The 17,880-nt window shown below is 38.1% G+C and carries 18 protein-coding genes and 1 tRNA gene; 4 read left to right on the top strand and 15 right to left on the bottom strand.

Annotation, left to right across the window (positions count from 1 at the left end; translation table 11 throughout):
* Positions 1-155: 155 nt before the first annotated feature.
* From NST00_RS01235 to NST00_RS01270, 8 genes are all read right to left on the bottom strand, one after another.
* Positions 156-596, bottom strand: a complete 441-nt coding sequence (locus NST00_RS01235; RefSeq protein WP_339289354.1) for an NUDIX hydrolase — start codon at positions 594-596, stop codon at positions 156-158.
* A gap of 149 nt (positions 597-745) precedes the next feature.
* Positions 746-1,378, bottom strand: a complete 633-nt coding sequence (locus NST00_RS01240; protein WP_340709528.1) for a malonate decarboxylase holo-ACP synthase — start codon at positions 1,376-1,378, stop codon at positions 746-748.
* Positions 1,369-3,054: a biotin-independent malonate decarboxylase subunit beta gene (gene mdcD, locus NST00_RS01245; RefSeq protein WP_096550211.1), complete on the bottom strand. Its 1,686-nt coding sequence runs from the start codon at positions 3,052-3,054 to the stop codon at positions 1,369-1,371. Before mdcD ends, NST00_RS01240 begins: the two co-directional genes overlap by 10 nt.
* Positions 3,032-3,343 (bottom strand): malonate decarboxylase subunit delta, encoded by a 312-nt coding sequence (locus NST00_RS01250; RefSeq protein WP_016838819.1) that lies wholly within the window; start codon positions 3,341-3,343, stop codon positions 3,032-3,034. Before NST00_RS01250 ends, mdcD begins: the two co-directional genes overlap by 23 nt.
* Before the next feature lie 17 nt (positions 3,344-3,360).
* Entirely contained in the window at positions 3,361-4,206 is an 846-nt protein-coding gene (locus tag NST00_RS01255; RefSeq protein WP_340709529.1) for a triphosphoribosyl-dephospho-CoA synthase, read from the bottom strand.
* A 16-nt stretch (positions 4,207-4,222) separates the two neighbouring features.
* The gene (gene mdcA / locus NST00_RS01260; RefSeq protein WP_096550209.1) at positions 4,223-5,881 is read right to left on the bottom strand and encodes a malonate decarboxylase subunit alpha; all 1,659 of its coding nucleotides are present in this window, start codon (positions 5,879-5,881) and stop codon (positions 4,223-4,225) included.
* Positions 5,882-5,894: 13 nt separating this feature from the next.
* Positions 5,895-6,815 (bottom strand): malonate decarboxylase subunit epsilon, encoded by a 921-nt coding sequence (mdcH, locus tag NST00_RS01265; protein ID WP_016838816.1) that lies wholly within the window; start codon positions 6,813-6,815, stop codon positions 5,895-5,897.
* A 14-nt stretch (positions 6,816-6,829) separates the two neighbouring features.
* Positions 6,830-7,483: a GntR family transcriptional regulator gene (locus NST00_RS01270; protein ID WP_016838815.1), complete on the bottom strand. Its 654-nt coding sequence runs from the start codon at positions 7,481-7,483 to the stop codon at positions 6,830-6,832.
* 236 nt (positions 7,484-7,719) lie between these two features.
* Between NST00_RS01270 and madL the strand changes: the two genes are divergently transcribed.
* Positions 7,720-8,121, top strand: a complete 402-nt coding sequence (gene madL / locus NST00_RS01275) for a malonate transporter subunit MadL (RefSeq protein WP_096552413.1) — start codon at positions 7,720-7,722, stop codon at positions 8,119-8,121.
* A complete protein-coding gene (madM, locus tag NST00_RS01280; RefSeq protein ID WP_016838813.1) occupies positions 8,114-8,875 on the top strand; it encodes a malonate transporter subunit MadM in 762 nt (253 codons plus the stop codon). Before madL ends, madM begins: the two co-directional genes overlap by 8 nt.
* Positions 8,876-9,035: 160 nt before the next feature.
* Here the strand turns inward: madM and NST00_RS01285 are convergent, their stop codons facing one another.
* Both NST00_RS01285 and NST00_RS01290 read right to left on the bottom strand, forming a co-directional pair.
* Complete coding sequence (locus NST00_RS01285) at positions 9,036-9,545, bottom strand: YfiT family bacillithiol transferase (protein ID WP_016838812.1); 510 nt, start codon at positions 9,543-9,545, stop codon at positions 9,036-9,038.
* Positions 9,546-9,617: 72 nt separating this feature from the next.
* Entirely contained in the window at positions 9,618-11,135 is a 1,518-nt protein-coding gene (locus NST00_RS01290) for a succinate CoA transferase (protein WP_340709530.1), read from the bottom strand.
* A gap of 273 nt (positions 11,136-11,408) precedes the next feature.
* On the opposite strand from NST00_RS01290, the gene NST00_RS01295 reads away from it, so the two are divergent.
* Positions 11,409-11,481, top strand: a tRNA-Ala gene (locus NST00_RS01295).
* Between the two features lie 312 nt (positions 11,482-11,793).
* Here NST00_RS01295 and NST00_RS01300 read toward each other — a convergent pair.
* The 5 genes from NST00_RS01300 to ggt form a co-directional block, all read right to left on the bottom strand.
* The gene (locus NST00_RS01300) at positions 11,794-12,360 is read right to left on the bottom strand and encodes an NUDIX hydrolase (protein WP_016838810.1); all 567 of its coding nucleotides are present in this window, start codon (positions 12,358-12,360) and stop codon (positions 11,794-11,796) included.
* 108 nt (positions 12,361-12,468) lie between these two features.
* Complete coding sequence (locus NST00_RS01305) at positions 12,469-13,935, bottom strand: GGDEF domain-containing protein (protein WP_016838809.1); 1,467 nt, start codon at positions 13,933-13,935, stop codon at positions 12,469-12,471.
* A 109-nt stretch (positions 13,936-14,044) separates the two neighbouring features.
* On the bottom strand, positions 14,045-14,572 hold the full coding sequence (locus NST00_RS01310; protein ID WP_016838808.1) for a chromate transporter: 528 nt from the start codon (positions 14,570-14,572) through the stop codon (positions 14,045-14,047).
* Positions 14,569-15,123 carry a chromate transporter gene (locus tag NST00_RS01315; RefSeq protein WP_016838807.1) on the bottom strand — a complete coding sequence of 185 codons (555 nt, stop codon included), beginning with the start codon at positions 15,121-15,123 and terminating at the stop codon, positions 14,569-14,571. The genes NST00_RS01310 and NST00_RS01315 overlap by 4 nt, the downstream gene beginning before the upstream one ends.
* A gap of 157 nt (positions 15,124-15,280) precedes the next feature.
* Positions 15,281-16,915, bottom strand: coding sequence for a gamma-glutamyltransferase (gene ggt, locus NST00_RS01320; protein ID WP_016838806.1), 1,635 nt, complete (start codon positions 16,913-16,915; stop codon positions 15,281-15,283).
* Between the two features lie 257 nt (positions 16,916-17,172).
* Between ggt and NST00_RS01325 the strand changes: the two genes are divergently transcribed.
* Positions 17,173-17,526, top strand: a complete 354-nt coding sequence (locus tag NST00_RS01325) for a hypothetical protein (RefSeq protein WP_016838805.1) — start codon at positions 17,173-17,175, stop codon at positions 17,524-17,526.
* Positions 17,527-17,880 lie beyond the last annotated feature (354 nt).

Raw genomic sequence — 17,880 nt, forward strand, 5'->3', positions numbered from 1 at the left:
GTTTTTTTACATATTTCTACTAGATAATTCAAATGATCAGAAAGAAAATATTCACTATTTCTAGAGATTCGGATCCTATCATTTTGTCAGAATATTGTTATTTTAATGGATAAATTATATTTGGAACATTATTACTTTAATTAAATCAAATGTGATTAATTTAGTAATTCTTTAACAAATACCCTATGACTCCCTACCATGTTGTCGGGGAGGTTGTTTGGGTGGAAGAAACGGACTTCGAGGGTTTCGGAGGGTTGGCATTGCAGGGTTCCTTCGAATTCATTCGTATAAAATACCGCTGTAACGCTATAAAACTCATCGCCGTTTGGGGTTTTGGTGTAAAATTCCTTCCCTGAGAAAACGTGAAGGAGTTTTAAGTTTCGGATTTCCAAACCGATTTCTTCTCGCACTTCCCGCTCCGCCACTTCTTCAAAGCTTTCCCCCAGCTCCATCAAGCCGCCTGGAAGTCCCCATCTACCTTCTGGCCGTTTTTGCAACAGCACTTCTCCTTTTTCGTTGCAGATGATCACTACCGATCCCGGTAAAATTAACGGTTTTGTCCCAACATACTGTCTTAAAAATTTATAGTATTCCATCACATGTCTCCTGTTCGATTATTTCCATTCCTATTTTTTTCTTGCATTTACGCTTATACCAACATGCCTTTTCTCTTATTGTGACCCTATTATCCCGTTTTGTGAAGTGATTGAGTTGCAATAAAAAAAGAGACGCTTTCGCATCTCTTTTATTGATTTACAAGTAATCGAATTTGGTTTTCTACTGTCGTGCATAATTGAGGACCAAATGGCGTTCTTATCACAAACCCTAATTTTTCGTGTTTTAAAAAGTCATGTAATAAAAACGCACCGACAGAAGCCAGTTCAACCTGTACGTCGACTCTTCGCTCCAACGTTTTTAAAAACTTCCCTACTTCTACTAGCAATTCCCTATCTATTACATCCATATAAATGCATACGTCAATATCGCTTCTTTCTGTCGTCACCGAAATATCTGTGGCGAGCTCGAATCCGACGCTCCCAGTCGGCCCCCATCGCAAGTTGAATTGTTCAAAAGCCTGTTTTATTTTTTTCAAAGTGGGAAGATGTATTTCATTGGTATATCCTTCAATTCGATCCACTAATTCAATAGGTGTCATCACTTCTACAATACGGCTTTTATGAATAAACGTTCCGAAGCGCTGTTCTCTTGTATTACCGCGTAAACCGATTGGAACCATATCGTCCATAATGGGCATTCTTCTGACTACCCCATAGTTTTTCGCTGCAGGTGCATTAAACACCCAATCTGGAATTGGAGTCGTTTTTTCGAGAACAGCAATGCTTTCAAATTTCACAATATCATGTACCTTTATTTCCATTGTGCCTCAATCATCTCTCTTACTTTAATAGAAGCTGCTCTGCCGCCGTTTTTAGCAATTTCAGATGTTAATCGGCAAGATAAATCTCGATCATTGTGCTTTTGAATGTCGTGATATGCGTCGATAATAGCATCCATTAACACCTTTTTGTCATCATCATTTGGATTTTTCCCATTTACCCCATCCAGCAATTGATAGAGTGCTCCAAGCTTTTGGAATGATTGGATATCATAAGCCATCGCCGGAACTTCCTTCGCTGCTTCATCCAGTTCTTCAATGGAACGCATCGTGATGATTGCCGCTGATTTTTTCGACATCACATGGACGTTGACGCCATCATCATTTAAAGCAATTAAGCGATTCCCTTGCATGCCGTGGGATAAGAACGCCCCGGAAATCGCATTTCCAACAATCGCCGTCACAATTGGATGCCCCGCAAGTCTCGCTGTTGCATAAGCATCGATTGCCGCGGAACAAGCCAAATAAAGGCCGAGCAATTCTTCATGATAACCAAAGGCTTGGCTTGGTACATCGACAATTGGAATAATTAGTCGTTTTTCGGCCGCATCGCAGTCCTCATCAATCGCCTGCTGCACATATTTTGCGATGGTCCATCCTTCCAATAAACCAACTTCCCCTTTACGAGCACGGTAATAAATGTTTTCTGGATTTGGCACAACCGCAATGACTCGCGCTTTGATGCCATTTATCGTTGTATCTGCTACTAATACCGATGGAACTTCACTAATGGATGGTTTGCCATTCGTCAATAAGTTGAACCACTTTCTTCCTGTGCTTTCTACAACTTCTGTTGGAACTGGCAATTCTGTATCTTGAATTTCTGTGTCTGTCGCTAACAATTCCCTTGCGACTTCTGGCAATATTCTTTCTTCTAATGTACAAGATTTATATAAGGATAAATAATGATCAATTTGTTTTGTTCTATTTTTGAATTCAATTTCTCCGTTCCAAACGCTCAAAATCGCTTCTTTAAAGTTTTGTACATCATCTTCTACTAAAATATCAATCAATCCAGCTTCTTTACGAGCTGCTCCACCAATCATTTTCCATATTAATGGATTGTTTCTGGAATCCAGTTCTCGAATTCCCGCTTCTTGCTGGATGACTTCCGGTCCATTCATTCCTAAACGGCCTTCCCGCGTCATAATCAATGCACTGCATAATCCTGCTGTTAAGGACATGCCACCAAAAGATCCGATTTTTCCTGGAATGATGCCAACAACAGGCACATACTCGCGCAATTCCACGATGGCCGCACTAATTTCCGCAATAGAGAGCAAGCCGTAATTTGCTTCTTGCAAACGCACTCCACCTGTATCGTAAATGATAATAGGATATATTCTATTGCCCTTCTTGCATTCTTTTAAGATTTTTTCCAATGTACCTGCGAATTTGGCTCCCGACACTTCTCCAATTCCGCCGCCTTGGAATTTTCCTTCAATGGAAATCACGACGGCATCATTGCCATTCAGTTTTCCTTTTACAATAATCATGCCATCATCAAATTGTGGTACGATGTTTTGTTTTTCCAAGTGCGGAGACCCAAATCGATCAAAAGGGCCTAATATTTCATAAGCGCTTCCTTGGTCCAGTAGCTGGAATGCTCTTTCCCGCGCTAAACTTTCTACTAAACTATTCGTCATAACCTTTACCATTTCCACTCACCTCCACTGCTTGTGCCAAACGAAGGGAAACGATTCCCGGTGTTGCCCCGAAATCGTTAATCGTAATGCGGGCTGAAACATCATTTAGGCTGACAAAACGCTCGATGACTTTTTTCCACGTATCTTGGAAGCCCGTAATCCCAGTACGAATTTCAAATACTGCTTGATTATCATCAGTCGGTTCCACAAGCACTTCTAAATCACCTGAACCGACAACGCCAACATGGGCTCGATTTGTAATTTTCTTTGTCGCTGGAAATGAATATGTGAACTTCTCCACTCTACCTCTCCCCTTTTTTAAGTGGTTGTGACAACTTCCATTTGATGTGCATATTGCGTTTGACAAATTTTATAGATATAAATGGTAGCGGCTAGTAAGTCAGCGCTCCCTCCTGGCGATAAGTGCCGCTTCACAAATTGCTCATTCATATCTTCCAGTTCTTCTAAATTCCCATTATTCAGAACTTTCTTTGCGTACCGTTTGGCAAATGTTAAACCTTCCATTCCGCCACGGTGCAATAGGCACGTATCATCTAAATTTGCCATTAGCGCTAGTAACGCTCTGAACTTTGCAATTTCATAATTATAACGTTGTAACGATGACTTAAATTCCGGCAAACTGTAATGGCGAATGTGGGGAAAAGCCAGTTGTGCCTCTGCCTTCGCACCCAAAACTCCATATTTTTGAATCGCCTTCATGCCATTAGTTCGTTGAAAGGGAATAAAACGATCTTCGTATCGCGCAATTTCTCCCGCAGTAAAACAAAGGGTTTCTTCATCGCACGCTCCGCAATGGATGGCTGCTGCGGCTGTAATTAATCCAAGCGACCAAATGGCTCCTTTATGGGTGTTGACGCCCTTTGTCACTTGAAACATCCTCATTTCGCCTTGTCTACCAATCTCACCGATTCTTTCCCGCAAATATTGAGAAGGCTTTTCACCATATGACTCAAAGGCCATTTGATAGAAGGTTTCTCGTAAACTTTGCGCTGACTCAATCATCATGTGATACGTTAAATCATCATGTGAACCTTGGTCATTTCGGTCCACAAGCCCAGGTTTAGGAGTTAGCGAGACTTCCTCAATGAGTGAGGCAACTGCTAATTCTGCTAATGTGGATGATAATTGGTATGCATCGATCACTTGTCTCCCCCTCTCCTTACCAACTGCGGAATCTAGCTGGTGGGTTGTACAATCCTCCTGACCATTGCACGAGTTCATCAATATTTTTAGCGGCAAGCAATGAACGTTTGGCATCAGAACGGCGAATTCCTAAGTCTTCAGGCATTGCAATAAGCCCTTTCTCTCGCAATTTTTCAGTTGATTTCGGATTATGCTCCATACCAATCGGTGTTACCCCTGCAATCGCCGCAATCATTTCTCGTCTTTCAGCCATACTATCTGATTTGTAAAGGTAAGCAATTCCTTCCTCCGTCACAATATGTGTTACGTCTTCTCCATAAATCATCACTGGCGCCACTCGTAGCTTTGCCTGATCTTTAACATGAATAGCATCAAGAGATTCAACAAATACTGGCTTGTTTGCTTCTTGGAATGTTTCAGCCACTTGCACGACTAACTTTTTGCCTCTTGCCAGCGGATCATCAGAAGTTTTGAGATTATACCAAGCATCTGTTGCGTGTCTTCGTCCACCAGGGTTATGCCCCATATTCGGTGCTCCACCATAGCCGGCCACTCGCCCTCTCGTTACAGTGGATGAATTTCCTAAAGCATCCATTTGCAAAGTGGAGCCAATAAATAAATCCACTGCATATTGGCCAGCTAGTTGGGCTAAAGTTCGGTTTGAGCGAAGACTGCCATCTTTTCCAGTGAAGAAAATATCTCTTCTTGCTTCAATATATTTTTCCATTCCTAACTCGCCGCCGAAACAATAGACGCTCTCTACCCATCCAGACTCAATCGCTGGAATTAATGTCGGGTGCGGATTTAGAACCCAGTTCGTACAAATCTTTCCTTTTAACCCTAATGATTCACCGTACGTTGGCAACAGCAATTCTACAGCGGCTGTATTAAAACCGATGCCATGGTTTAACGATTTAACCCCATGTTTTTCGTAAATGCCGCGAATAATCATCATCGCTTGTAAAATTTGAATATCTGTGATGTGTCTTGGATCTCTCGTAAATAACGGTTCCAACTCATAAGGCTCATCTGCCACTACAACAAAATCCACCCATGAACTTGGAATATCAACTCGAGGCAACTCATCGACTATTTCGTTTACTTGCACAATGACAATGCCGTCATGGAACGCAGTAGCTTCTACTAATGTGGGCGTTTCTTCTGTATTTGGGCCAGTATAAAGATTCCCGTATGGATCTGCCTTATCTGCCGCAACGAGAGCCACTTGCGGAATTAAGTCTACAAACAATCGCCCATAAAGCTCGATATACGTATGCAAGTCGCCTAATTCAATTTTTCCATCTTCTATCATTTGAGCGATGCGAAGGCTTTGTGGACCCGCATAGGAAAAATCTATTTTTCTAGCAATTCCATATTCAAATAAATCTAAATGTTCTGGTCTTGAAATGCTGGAAATAATCATGTGCAAATCGTGAACTTTTTTCGGATCTACTTGCACTAAAGATTTCGATAAAAACGAAGCTTGTTTTTGGTTATTTCCTTCCAGTACAACTCGATCGCCAGGTTTTATTAACCGCTCCAATACTTCCACAATACGCTTGGTCGGAATAATCACTCCGTCAACCAGACCTTGGACGCTTTCGATGGTTTTCTTTTTCGCTTCGACTCTTGTAGTCCAAGATTTCCTTTCCATTTCCACCTTTGAAATCACCATTATGAACACCCCTTTATTGATTTGACATGACGTATAAACAATCGTCTATTCCATTCATTGTGACAGACATCGTTTGAACGAGAGGAAATGCTTGTTGGGCTAACTTCGATAAAACATTTCCTGGTGGCATTTCAATCATACATTTTGCTCCCATCTCATATAGCAAGTTGACAGCATCATGCCATCGAACCGGATAACAAATGCTTTTTGCTAAGTCTTCTTTTACCGCATCAGCCGTCGTTAATAATCTTGAATTGATATTGCTAGAAATCGGAATTTTCGGATTTTTTAGCTCACAATTATCCAGTTCCTTTTTTAGCTCTTCACTTACCTGTTGAAACAACGGACAGTGTGAAGGAGTCGATACATTTAGCAGATGTGCTGATGTGGCACCATTGGCTTTCACATATTCGATGACTCGTTCTAAACCCTTGATAGAACCAGACAGGGTGATTTGGGTTGGCGCATTTCGGTTAGAGACATATACCGGTTCTTTTTCATCGAATAGCTCGTTAACGATTTCGGATAGTTTATATTCATCTAATCCTAATACAACAGCCATTCCGTATCCCAAATCATAGGCTTTTTCCATGAGTTCGCCTCTTTTTGTGACTAACTTTAATGCTGTTTCAAATGAAATAACACCGGAAGCTACAGCAGCTCCAAATGCGCCAACAGAATGGCCCGCAACAAAATCAGGGATTAACCCATTTTTTTCAAACACTTTCAATGCACTGACAGAAGCAATTAATAAACATTGTTGCACCGCCTTAGTTGATGAGAGAGCTTCTTTTGTATGCAATGAATCAATTGAAATATTTAATATTTCTTCGCTTTCTTTTAAGATTTCTTTTACGGCTGGATCTTCAGGTAAATCATAGAGCATTCCTTCGTATTGAGAACCTTGCCCTGGAAAGAGAAAAGCACTTTTCAATATAAGCCTCCTCTCTAGAATAAAATTTTACTAACATTTGTAATTACATCTTCCGTATGTTTGCGAAGCAGTGAAATAAATTCTTCTACTCTATTTTCTTTCAAAAATTCATACATTTTTCGATGCTCATTTTTCGAGTTTTCTACTGCTTCCGTTAATGAAAAGTGAATGCTTTGAATTCGAATAAGAGGAAGGCTGATTTTACTATACACTTCTTCTAATACGGAACTTTCGCTAAATTTGATGAGCGTATAGTGATATGCGTAGTTAAGATATACGTATTGCAGTCGGTTGCAACAGTCATCCATTTCATCCAAAATAAGCTTCAATTCTTTTAATAAATCTTGTTTTTTATGTGGATCTCGAATTTTTTTCGCTGATAATAGCTCGATATTATTTCGAATATCTAATAAATCTTGTATTTCAGATAGTGTATACCCTTTGACAAAAGCACCTTTTCTTGGAATTCTTTCAATTAATCCTTCTGTTGTGAGCAAATAAATCGCTTCTCTAACTGGAGAGCGGCTGATGTTAAACAATTCGGCATAAGTGCTTTCAACAATTTTATCCCCCGGTTTTAGTTCCCCTTTTAATATTTGCTCGATGATTTTTTCTGCAACCATTCTTGATAATGCGTTATCTGATGGATAATTAATAAAAAATTCCATGTTCATCACTTCTCTATTCTATATTCTATATTCTGTATTTTTTCTCTTTTTAGAATATACAGTCGACTGTGTACATAAATCATAATATAGGAAATGCATATTTTCAATCGAAAATTCAATTTTTTTCTATTTATTTCAATTTTGTTCTTGATTTATTTCATTCTGTGAAATATGATATCTTACAAATATACAGTCGACTGAATATTCTTTCAATTTGTGAAAAGGGGTGTTAAATGTTGGTCATCTACGGGGTTGCAATTTTAGCTGGGTGTTTTTTGGTTGGTTCAATTGTCGGTGAATTCATTGGGGCTTTGATGGGAGTAGATTCAAATGTTGGTGGCGTAGGAATTGCCATGCTGCTTTTAATCATTATTGTTGATAAGTTGATAAAAGCAGGGAAAATTTCTAAACCTTCTTTAGATGGTTTAAGTTTTTGGAATCAGATGTATATTCCTGTTGTCATTGCTATGGCAGCCAGTCAAAACGTATTGGGAGCGTTAACAGGCGGTCCATTAGCCATTCTTGCTGGAATCGGCGTTGTTGTAATTAGTTGGGCATGTGTTCCCCTGCTCAGCGGAAAAAAACATTCTGAATCAACATTTCATGAAGCCATCGTGAGGGGGGAAACGGATGCTTGATTTAATCAAAAATGTTTTCGTAAATAATGGATTGATTACTGCATTTGTTGTAGTCGGATTAACGATGTGGTTAGCTTATTTCATATCTGATAAATTCACAAAAGGTAGGATTCATGGCTCTGCTATTGCCATTGTGATTGGTTTAGTATTAGCTTACTTTGGTGGAGTAGCAACTGGTGGCACGAAAGGAATAGCAGATGTGAGTTTTTTAGCAGGAATGGGCTTTTTAGGCGGCAGTATGTTAAGAGACTTCGCCATCGTCGCTACTTCTTTTGGTGCAAACTTTGATGAAATTAAAAAAGCCGGTTTTAAAGGTGTCATCTCCCTATTTATCGGCGTCGTGTTGTCCTTTATTGTAGGGGTAATCTTCGCATTTGTATTCGGCTACCGAGATGCGGTGAGCATTACAACCATTGGTGCTGGAACCGTTACGTATATTGTTGGTCCGGTGACAGGTGCCGCATTAAATGCAAGTTCAGAAGTGATTGCCATCAGTATTGCAGCAGGTTTAGTAAAAGCCGTATTAGTGATGGTTGGTACTCCATTTATTGCTAGATTCATAGGCTTAAATAATCCAACGTCTGCCATGGTTTATGGCGGATTAATGGGGACAACTTCCGGCGTAACGGGTGGTTTAGCAGCGACTGATCCAAAATTAGTACCATATGGCGCTGTAACTGCCACATTCTATACAGGTTTAGGCTGTTTGTTGTGTCCTACCATTCTATTCTTAATTACCGATATTTTCTTATAATCTATTTGTAGACAAAAAGTCGATTTGAATCTGTAAGCGGATTCAAATCGACTTTTTCTTATACATTTCTCTTCTGATAAGGCAAACATTCTAAATTTTTTTTGCTACTAAGGAAAGATATTTTTACCAGCCTACCAACTTTCAGAAAACCGATTATATGTTATTTGGATAGAGCGATTTGAATTTGAGCTAAATGATGTTCTGCATGCCAATGGAGTTTTGTAAGTTCTGATGCTACCGTCGTTTTACCGTTGATTTGATGGTTATATGTTCGATATAATTGTTCTTCCGTTAAAGTTTGTCCTAAAGAAACGATCCGCTCGTTGATGCCTTCTATCATTTTCACAGAACTTTCAACTGGAAGATTTGTATCCGGTAACACTGCCCATAAGTTTTCATCAAATACAGATACTTTCGCATTGTCATCTGTTAGCGCTAACTTTAATCGAATATACATGTTCACTTGGGCATCTGCAATATGATGAACCAGCTGGCGAACAGTCCACGCACCTTCACGATATGTTTTATTCAACCCCTCATCATTCAATACGCCTACCGTTTCTCTCAAGCGAACCGGAAATGTTTCGATGTCCTTTAACCATTTCTGAACTTGTTCCAAAGTCACTTTTTCGGGAACTTTCAATTCTCCAATCGGGTAACGTACATCCATTTTCTACACGCTCCTTATTAGGTTATTAAAAAAGGGTTACGTGTTGGAGAACGTAACCCTTTTTATATTACATTATTTTACTTCTGCTCCTTCAAAAAGCATAGTACCTTTTTCTTTTAAGTTTGTATGGAAGGAGAAGGCTTTTTCAAGGATGTGTGGTGTTTGTCCACCCACTTTTGCTTTTGCTTCTTCAAAGTATGCACGTAATTGTGATCTGTACATAGGATGTGCAATTTCGATAATTTTTTCTGCTCTCTTCACTGGTGGAAGTCCGCGAAGATCTGCATATCCTTGTTCAGTAATAATTACGTCTACATCGTGCTCTGTATGGTCAACATGCGATACGAATGGTACGATTGCTGAAATTGCTCCACCTTTTGCTAATGAAGGCGTTACGAAGATAGTAATGCGAGCATTACGTGCAAAGTCACCAGATCCACCAATACCGTTCATGATATTAGTACCGCTTACGTGTGTTGAGTTTACGTTACCGTAAATGTCAACTTCTAAAGCTGTGTTAAATGAAATAACTCCTAATCGGCGAATAACTTCTGGGTTATTTGAAATTTCTTGAGGTCTGAACATGATTTTGCCTTTGTATTTTTCCAAGTCTTCCGCTAATGAATCAACGCGTTTCTTAGAAAGCGAGAACGCAGTACCAGATGCGAATTTAACAATCCCTGCATCAATTAAGTCAAAGATTCCATCTTGTAATACTTCAGAGTGAACTACTACATCTCTGAATTGAGCATCTTTCATATTTTTAAGAACTGCGTTAGCAACAGAACCTACTCCAGATTGTAGTGGAGCTAAAGAAATTGGTAATCTTCCCTCTTCTACTTCTTTATTTAAGAAGTCGATTAAGTGGTCTGCAATTGCTTGTGTTTCTTCATTTGGTTCAAATAAAGGAGAAGGAATATCAGGTTGTTCAGATAAAATAACACCTTTTACTTTTGCAGGATCAACTTTGATTCCAATTTCACCAATGCGGTCAGAAACGTTGTAAATTGGGATTTCTCGACGTTCACCTTGTTCTTTTTGTACATAAATATCGTGAAGACCTTCATATGCTCTAGGTGCAGTTAAGTTTACTTCGATGATAACGTTTTCAGCTTTCTCAACAAAAATTGGGGAGTTTCCTACAGAACCAGTTGGGATAATTAAGCCATCTTCAGTGATTGCTGCCGCTTCAATAATCGCATAATCAATTTTTCCTAAAGTACTTTTTCTTACTTCTTCAGCCGTATGAGACAAATGTTGATCGATATAGTACATTTCGCCACTATTGATTTTTTTACGCATTACCGCATTTCCTTGATAAGGAACACGTAAATTAATGATTCCTGCTTCAGCCATAGCTTGGTCAGCAGCTGGTCCAAGTGAAGCACCAGTATAAACATTCACTTTAAAGTTTTCCTTTTTGCCACGTTCTGAAAGCGCTCTTGGGAACTCTTTTGGCTCACCGAAAAGTGTGAAACCACTCATACCAAGGTTCATTCCATCTTCAATCCAAGAAGCCGCTTCCTCAGCAGAAACAATTTTGTCTAAGAAAGCTTTGTGTCGAATAACTTGGCTTAAATCCTTTTCCATTAACATGTCACCTCGTATTAATGATAATTTAGTATTAAATATATGAAAAATTTTTAAATAAAGCACAATTTTTCCAATACGAAGCCTAAAAAAAGTGTATATTTTTTCACTTACCTTTAAATTTTATTGTAAATATGAACCATATATTCGTCTAATAAAAGATTTCTATGATTATAATAGAAAAAAACTATCATTATATAGAAATAATTGCTTTTTCAAACTTTTCTTAAAGGATTGATAACTTTATAAAAATAGGTATAATATTGATTAATCGGGGCATTAGCACAGTTGGGAGTGCGCTACGCTGGCAGCGTAGAGGTCACCGGTTCGAGCCCGGTATGCTCCATTTTAAAAGAACCGCTAATCATTCCGCGGTTCTTTTTATTTTATATTAAAAAACAATTTTTTAACTGTTCGATGCAATTTTTTCTTCTTATTGCAAATTAACATATTCCTTTTTATATTTATAGATGATAGAATTATATATTTCCATATTCAATTGTTCTTTATGACAATATTCTCATTCCACATTCCCTCAAACATGCAAAAAAGCCGGTATTGCCGGCTTCCATGCTAGTTTAAAATAGAAAAATTCTTCGTATGCATAAATATTCATATTATTAACCATTAAGATATGGAAGAATCACCCCTAAATGGTTCATTTTCCTTGTAATAAACGCAACTTTTCATTTAATTTTTTATACACTACTTGTAATTCCCTTTCCGTGCTTGCTTCCACCGCTTCATCTAATAAAAACCATTTGATATCGCTGTTTTCATCTGGTTTAATATGCAATAATTCGTGTTCATTTGCTTCCAGTAAGAAAGTAGCATTGAGATGCAAATGAGTCGCCACATGTTTACCTTTTTTTTCATGGGCTGCTACCCCTAAAATTTCGATTGAAAATATATCTTTCAATACAGGGGTTACTTGTTTTAAACCCGTTTCTTCCTTCGCCTCTTTAATAGCTACTCCTAATAAGTCGGCATCTCCATCGGCATGCCCCCCTACCCATGACCATGATTGATAAATATTATGGTAGACCATTAACACTTTTGTACGGTCTTTATTCACAAGCCAAGCAGATGCAGTAAAATGGGCAAATTCATTGCCACGTGTCAATAAGTTATCAAAAGTATCCATATAACGTAAGATAAGTTCTTGATCCTTTGCCTCTTGTGCGTTATATGGCGTATAGTTTTTTATTTGTTGTCGTAAATCCATGATTGCTACCTCGATTCTTCTTTATTTTCATTAATGGTTTGATTAGTGCAACATGTTAACAAAATAGGCGTCTTTTTCATATCAAGACGCCATGATTTTATCTAGATTTTAATACTCTGTTTCGAAAATAGAATATTGGCCTTTTCCCTTTTCTTTTGCTGTATATAAAGCCACATCCGCTTTTTTATAAAGCAAATACTTATTATCCCCATCGTCAGGATAAAAAGAAATGCCAATACTTGCAGAAACCCCAAGATTATCAATGTCTGTATTTTGTTTAACAAGTTGATTAATTTCCGTAATGATTTTCTGTGCCAATTCTTTCGCTTCTTCGGTCGTTGTTGAATTCAGAACAACAATAAATTCATCTCCACCATAACGATAAGCCTCCCCATTTTTCGGGATGAGGGTGCGAATAATTTGAGCCACCTTTTTTAACAGCACATCTCCTGATTGATGTCCTAACACATCATTAACTTCCTTAAAATGATCTAAATCAATCATGAAAAAGGCTGTTTTCTTCCCTTTTTTTGTTTTGATTGCCGTTATAAATTCATCAAATGCAGAGCGGTTCGCAAGTCCCGTTAAGCGGTCATGGTAAGCTAAATACATTGGTCTTGCAATCACAAAAGATAGTACTAGTACGAAGCTAAAAATAATGATTAATTGAATGACAAACATTTTTTTTATTTGATGCAGATTGGCATTCCATAGTTTTTCATCATAGATGATTTCAATTACTTTGTTTTGAGCAAAGTCTCGATCAAATTCTGATTCATAAAACATGTAACGGAAAGTAGCAGGTGTACCATTCCAATAATAATCTATTTCTGTCGGTTGTTTCGATGATAACGTTCTGTCAAAGGCTTCCTTTTCTTTTTCCGTTAAGCGCCTTTCATTTGCAGATTTGCCAAGCGTTAATCCTCCAATGTTTAAAATATGAATGTCATAAATAAATGGATATAATCCTTTTAATTCTTGGATGTGATTAAAAAAGTTAAACGCCTTGAAAATATTATTTTCATTTAAAGAGTAGCTCAATTCAATCATATACTTTTTATCTGGTGTCGCCATGTAACTATACTTCTTTAATTCCCCTGTTTGTTGCTCTATATCTAACGCATCATGATAAAACTCTCCAGTCGCTCTTCTTTCATTTAATAGGGTGGTTAGTTTTTTACAACATTTTGTAAAATCTAGACCAATATCTTGTTCAAAACTACTATGAGTAATCACATTTTCTGTGTTGATTATGTATATATGCATCCCTAATGCTTGATTCAAGCCTTGGAAATCCCATTCATCAAAGTTTGGATTTTCATTATACTTCTCTATTAACATCTTCGTATATTCTTTCATTTTTTCAGCGCTGTTATCATCTAGTAGTAGAATCGCCTTTTCATAGGATTTTAAAGAATCTTTGATTGTGTCTTCTATCCTTTTAAATACGAATTCATTTTCCGTCTCCGTTTGTTTCTTCAACTGAAAAAAAGAAACGATTGCTAGAAAAGTGCAACTCATAATCGCTAATATTACGATACTTACTATTAATTTGACCCTTAAATTATATTTCATCTAACCACCTATATTTCATAGTTGAAAAGTATTTTCATGACACAAAGATAGAAGGCAAAATGGTGACACCCTAAAGAATGCCCCATATTGCCTATCATAACAACTTGTATTAAAGAAATATCCCACCAATTATAAGTCCCATCATCACAACAAAAGCAGGATGAATTTTTAATTTTTCAAGAGCAATGTATGCACCTACGATGAGTATAATCGTATAAATTATTCCAATTGTATCATAAGACGTTCTCAAAAAATCAAAGGTCAATTCTGCAAGCAATACAACAACTGCCGGTAAAACGAAACTAGACAATCTTTTGACTTTCGGGGATTGCCGATAACGATATAAAATGTTAAGTAAAATCAACATGGCAACTAATGAAGGCCCTACTGTTGCAAACAATGCTACAATCGCCCCCAAAACGCCCCCGACCTCATAGCCAATGTATCCTGCCATTTTAATCGCAATCGGTCCAGGCAATGAATTTCCTAACGCCAATACTTCGCTGAACTCTGATGTATTCATCCAACCATACTTATCAACAACTTCATATTCAATTAACGGAATGGAAGCAGGCCCCCCTCCATATCCTAAAATCCCTGGGTAGAAGAAGGCCAGAAATAATTGTATATAAATCATTCTATTCTCTCCTCTTTTTTGATTGGGAGAAGTAATGCAATCAAAAGCAATCCTGCAATGATGATGCCTGGATGAAGCTTCAGAATCAGCATTCCAACGATTGAAACGCACAAAATAATGCCTCCGACTTTCCACCCAAGAGACTTATGAGATTTTTTAAGAAAATCCCAAGTGAGTACTCCAAGCATTACGGCTACAATTGGAATAACTCCATTCGACATTCCTTTTACAAAATCAAAATCTTTAAATTGTTTGAGTGTGGCAAGGAAAAGAATCATTAATATAACCGATGGGAGAATAGCAGCGATTAAAGCATTGATTAAACCTAGCCATCCACCTACTCGATAGCCAATATATCCAGCCATTTTTGTAATAATGGGGCCAGGTAAAGTATTACCTATTGCTAACACATCCGCAAATTCTTCATCGGTCATCATTTGAAAGGTATCCACTACTTCTTTTTGAACAAGAGGGATAGTTGATGGCCCTCCACCAAATCCCAACATACCAGAACGGAAAAAGGCAATAAATATATCTCTCTGCCTTGCCATACTTTATCCCCCTTTATCGTAATGTAGGTAAAATTCTTATAGAATAGTATTTATATTATTTTTATATACTTTATATCTTTCTCTATATATTTTTACAAAATTTTCACATTTTGTGAATCAATTGTTATATTACGAACGAGAGGAATTGGAAAATTTTTTAATATCCAATGGCTATACCATCACCACGAGGATCTGCTCCTCCATACTTCACTCCCTTTTCATCGATATATATCGCTCCTGCGTGTCCCATCAAATCCGAAAACTCTTCTACCACTTCCACCTCATGCCCAAATCGTTCCAACTCCTTTTGCACATTTTTTGGAATACGGCTTTCCACTTTTAATGTATTAGTGGTTGCTCCCCAAGTCCTGCCATATAAAAATCGCGGAGCTTCGATAGCTTCCTGTACATTCATACCGTAATCGATAATGCGTGTTGCAAGGAGCGTTTGCGTTTGTGGCTGACCTTCTCCCCCCATAGTTCCGTAAATCAAGACGGGGCGATTATCCTTCATCAGCATGGCAGAATTGAGCGTATGGAAGGAGCGTTTTCTCGGTTGCAAGGAATTCACGTGTTTGTCATCTAAAGAGAAGAAGCTGCCTCGATTTTGCAATAATACCCCTGTTCCTTTTGGAATAAAAGCGGAACCAAATTCATGATAAATGCTTTGAATGCAGGAAACAGCATTTCCTTTTTCATCCACCACCGCAAACCAAACCGTATCCCCCTTTGGATCCATGGCAGGTAATGCCGTCGCATGGCAACTTTCTTTTATCTTTTCAGCAAAGCCAACTCCTCGCTCTTTACTGAGCAATTCGTTCAGCGGAATATGGTTGTATGTTGGATCAGTTAAATACTTGTCACGATCTCGGAAGGCATGTTTGATGGCTTCTGCTAATAGGTGATAATACTGTGCAGAGCCTTCTTCAATCTCCGCTAAATTCAATTGATTTAAAATATTCAATATGGATAAAGACGCCAATCCTTGTGTATTTGGAGGAAGATTATAAGCCACAAAGTTACGATAAGGCACTGAAATGGGCTCCACTAAATCGCTCGTATGTTTTTGGAAATCCTCTTTTGTCAAAATGCCTCCGTGTTTCTGCAAGTCTTCCACCATACGTTCCGTCAATTCACTATCATAAAAATAGTCCGCGCCGTTTTGTGCAATGAGTTCCAATGTGTGTGCCAAATCTTCTTGAATGAAGATATCTCCCACTTTGTAAGGCTTACCATCCTTTAGAAAGATGCGAGAAAACTCTTCAAAACGATTTAATGCACGAAACGTTTGATCTTTTTCATCCAAATTTACTTTCGTCCATGTGTGTTGGCTTGGAGTCACAGGAAAGCCTTCCTTTGCATAGGCAATCGCTTGTTCAAGGAGCTTATGCCATGGCATGGTACTTCCCATTTCATCTTGTCCGTATTGATATGCTACATTCCATCCCCGAACTGCACCGGGTACCGTAATAGCCGCAAGTGGACCGCGCGCAGGAATTGTTTCGTATCCTTTGGAGCGATAAAATTCAATGCTTGCCCTTTCGCCGGAACGACCACTTCCATTAATCGCTGTGATTACCCCGTTGTTTGCGTTATAAATGAGCCAAAAGTTATCTCCACCAATGCCATTCATGTGAGGATAAACAACGGCAATGGTTGAAGCCATTGCAATAGCAGCTTCAATTGCATTCCCTCCCTCTTTTAACACAGAAAGGCCTGCCTGTGATGCTAAGTAGTGTGGCGACGTCACCATCCCTTTCATTGCCATTGTCGTTGCTCTATATTGAACCATTCTCCTTCCCCCCTGTATAATCCATCAATCAATCTACATAATCTTCATTTTATTCTGTAAATTGAAAATGTAAAGAGTTTACAGTTTTTTATTTTTGATTTCTTCAAAAGGAAGGAGATTTGCCAAAACTGTTTAAACCTTTAGTTAATTTATCGACAAACTGCAAGGATTTTTTGAAATTCATGAGTAATATATTAATAATGTCGAATTGCAATTCTAGTAAAGTTATTTAGTTACTAAGCGGGAGGTGTTAAATTTTGAAAAAAGTCCGTATGTTAATGATTTTGCTTATTTGTATTCTTCCCTTGACAGCATGTATACAAGAAATTCTTTTATTTACTGGGGAAAGCGATTATTGGAGTGTACGTTATGAAGTGAATAAAAGTGAAGTTTGCGGAAAATCAAGTGGAGCTATTAAATATATAGGCAATGAGCCAGTTCCCGAAAGTATAAAGTTCTCCATTGATAATTTAGAAGGAGATGTTTCACTAGAACCTGAAGGAGTATTCAGTTTACCTTTTGGATGTTCTAATGTGAGTAAAGAATCGGAAATTGAAGCTATAATAGAATGGAATGGCAAAACAGAAACCATTGCACTAGAGTTAAATTGATGAATAGATACAGGTATAATCTCAACTTATCAACAACGAGGGGACTTCTCCTCGTTTTTCTCAATATTAAAGGGTCATTTAATGCCTTATTTACAATAGCAAAAGTAAGCGGCTTTTTCTTCACGAAGGCGAAATGAAGTCGAGATTTTCGAATAATAAACTTTCGTCCAACACCTACTTCCCCTCGTCAGATAATAAAGGAATAGCCACTTAACGGGGATAACGATTTGTCGCTACGAAAAAGTTCCTTCCCTCCAAAAAAGTTTTTATTCCAATAGAAGATCATATTTAGTTGTCTCTCAGATAGAATTCAACCCCTTCTGTTTCATGTATCAAATCTTCGACATTCAAGGA

Source organism: Ureibacillus sp. FSL K6-0165 (assembly GCF_038004285.1).
GTDB lineage: Bacteria > Bacillota > Bacilli > Bacillales_A > Planococcaceae > Ureibacillus > Ureibacillus thermosphaericus.